Genomic DNA, 2,685 nt, shown 5'->3' with positions numbered 1-2,685 from the left:
GAAACGACCAATGAGGGATACGCGCTCGCCAAAATCTTGGGGCTCAAACTTTGCCAATACTACCGCCAACAGCATGGCGCACTGTTCCACAGCGCCATGCCAACCAACCTGTACGGCCCCGGTGACAACTACCACCCCGACAATTCGCACGTGATCCCCGGTTTGATTCGACGCTTTGATGCTGCCGCAAAGGAGAACGCCGAATCAGTCACTGTCTGGGGAAGCGGGAAACCACGACGAGAATTCCTCCATGTTGACGACCTGGCGGCCGCTATCGAACACCTAATCGGATTGGCAGATCCGCCGGATTGGGTCAACGTCGGAACGGGAGTGGACCTGACAATCGCAGAATTGGCTCAAAAGATTGCGGCGGCCACCGGATTCGAAGGCGAAATCCTTCAAGACGCCAGCAAGCCAGATGGAACCCCCGTCAAATGCACCGACATCAGCCGCATCCGTTCGACCGGTTGGACGCCCACGATCAACCTCGACGAAGGCCTTGTGCAAACCGTTGCTGACTACCGCCAACGTATCCAAATCGGCGAAGTCCGCTCCGTTTAGTCTGCCTCAGTAGCCGGATTCGCCAGAATTCGGACTCTACCCAAACCTCTCACACCCCACCGCGTCACGGCGTGTCGATTTTGTTGTAGGTTGGCCACACTTGGCCGACATCCGTAACTCTGACGGGCAAGAGTGCCCATCCTACAGGCGTTCAACCGTCGTTGACGACTAGGTCGCCAAACCTATCAGCAAGCCATCCCTCCCTCACAACCCGCCGCCCAAGCAAGCCCCCCTCACACTCCGCAACCGGATACACCAAAATCCAAACGCCCTATCCCTGTGGCCCTGAATCCCTGAGCCCCTTTCCACTCAAAACTCCATGACCAAAACCGCACTCATCACCGGCATCACGGGCCAAGACGGCTCTTACCTCACCGACTTGTTGCTGGAAAAGGGCTACCAGGTCCACGGGATCGTTCGTCGCAGCAGCACGTTCAACACCGACCGAATTGATCACGTCTACAAAGACCCGCACGAGTCGTCCAATCTGCACTTGCACTATGGTGACCTGACCGACGGGCAAAACATGACCAATCTCGTCTTGGACATTCAACCAGACGAGATCTACAACCTCGGTGCACAATCTCACGTGCGAGTCTCATTTGACTCGCCCGTCTACACGGTCCAAACCGTTGGCCTCGGTTCGCTGAACGTGCTCGAAGCCGCGCGCCAACTGAACAAGCAAAAACCGACTCGCGTCTACCAAGCCAGCAGCAGTGAAATGTTCGGCGACGTGATCGAAACACCGCAGACTGAAACAACTCCGTTTCAACCACAAAGCCCTTATGCCTGTGCCAAGGTTTACGCATTCCATCAAACAGTGAACTACCGGCACGCTTATAATTTGTTCGCCAGCAACGGCATCCTGTTCAACCATGAATCGCCACGTCGCGGCGAAACGTTTGTGACTCGAAAAATCACGCGTGCGGCCACACGGATCAAGCTCGGACTGCAAGACAAACTGTATCTTGGCAACCTCGATGCCAAACGCGACTGGGGCTACGCCAAAGACTATGTCGAAGGCATGTGGCGAATCCTCCAACACGATGAGCCCGACGATTTCGTCCTAGCCACCGGCGAAACTCAAACCATTCGCCAGTTCCTCGACTACACCTTCGAAGCCTTGGACCTGGACTGGAACAAGTACGTCGAAATCGACCCACGCTACTTCCGCCCCACCGAAGTCGACCTGCTGCTGGGTGACTACTCCAAAGCCAAAGCCAAACTGGGCTGGGAACCAGCGACAAGCTGCAAACAATTGGCGGAACTCATGGTCGAACACGACCTTGAACTCGCCAAAACGGAGTTGGCGCAAAAGTCACTCTCATAACCAGTTCTCACCGTAGCCGGATTCGCCAAGAACTCGTCCCCCCGCCCCGCACGTAGCCGGATTCGCCAAGAATTCGGCCCCCTCGACCTGAACGTGTGGTCCGGGGGACTCTTCTCACCAAGCTACCCCCCCTCCTTCTTTTCCAACGATAGTCGGCCCCACTTTTCTCAATGTCAACAGATTTCACTTCACGGATTCAAGATCGTAGCGCCACGGTAGGTGTTGTTGGACTCGGCTATGTCGGCCTGCCCCTGGCACTTGCCTACGCCGGTGGCAAGTTCAAGACCGTCGGATTCGACATCGATGACAAGAAGACCTCCGCCATCAACGCTGGAACCAGCTACATCAAACACATCCCGGCCGACTCCATCGCCACGGCGATCCAATCTGGGAATCTCGCCGCCACAACTGACTTCAGCCAGATTCGCGAAGTGGACGCGATCATCCTGTGCGTCCCCACGCCGCTGGACGAGCACTTTGAACCGGACCTTTCTTATGTCGTGAGCACGATCGAAGCGATCGTTCCGCACCTGCGTTCCGGCCAAACGATCAGTCTCGAAAGCACGACTTACCCCGGCACCACCGCCGAAGAACTGGTCACTCGCATTGAAACCGCCGGCCTAACCGTCGGCACCGATGTGCACGTCGTTTACTCACCCGAACGAGAAGACCCCGGCAACCCCGAATTCGCCGCCACCAATATCCCCAAAGTCGTCGGTGGTCACACCCCGGCGTGCCTCGACGCGGGCGTGGCGTTGTATGGCAGCGTATTCGATCAAGTCGTCCCGGTCAGC

At 56.8% G+C, this 2,685-nt stretch carries 3 protein-coding genes; all 3 read left to right on the top strand.

Annotation, left to right across the window (positions count from 1 at the left end):
• On the top strand, positions 1-561 hold a 561-nt coding region (locus ACF8AM_RS10485), incomplete at its 5' end, for an NAD-dependent epimerase/dehydratase family protein (RefSeq protein WP_392555593.1).
• 319 nt (positions 562-880) lie between these two features.
• Positions 881-1,891 (top strand): GDP-mannose 4,6-dehydratase, encoded by a 1,011-nt coding sequence (gene gmd, locus ACF8AM_RS10480; protein ID WP_392555592.1) that lies wholly within the window; start codon positions 881-883, stop codon positions 1,889-1,891.
• Positions 1,892-2,061: 170 nt separating this feature from the next.
• Positions 2,062-2,685: NAD(P)-binding domain-containing protein (locus ACF8AM_RS10475; RefSeq protein WP_392555591.1), on the top strand; the 624-nt coding region annotated here is incomplete at its 3' end.

This window comes from Rhodopirellula sp. JB055 (assembly GCF_043100905.1).
In the GTDB taxonomy this organism is placed as follows: domain Bacteria; phylum Planctomycetota; class Planctomycetia; order Pirellulales; family Pirellulaceae; genus Rhodopirellula.
The sequence above is the reverse complement of the archived record's forward strand: the minus strand, read 5'-3'. Positions and strand labels throughout refer to the sequence as shown.

Coding starts and splice junctions, on each gene's coding strand:
- gmd (WP_392555592.1), top strand. CDS start 881: ATGACCAAAACCGCACTCATCACCGGCATCACGGGCCAAGACGGCTCT.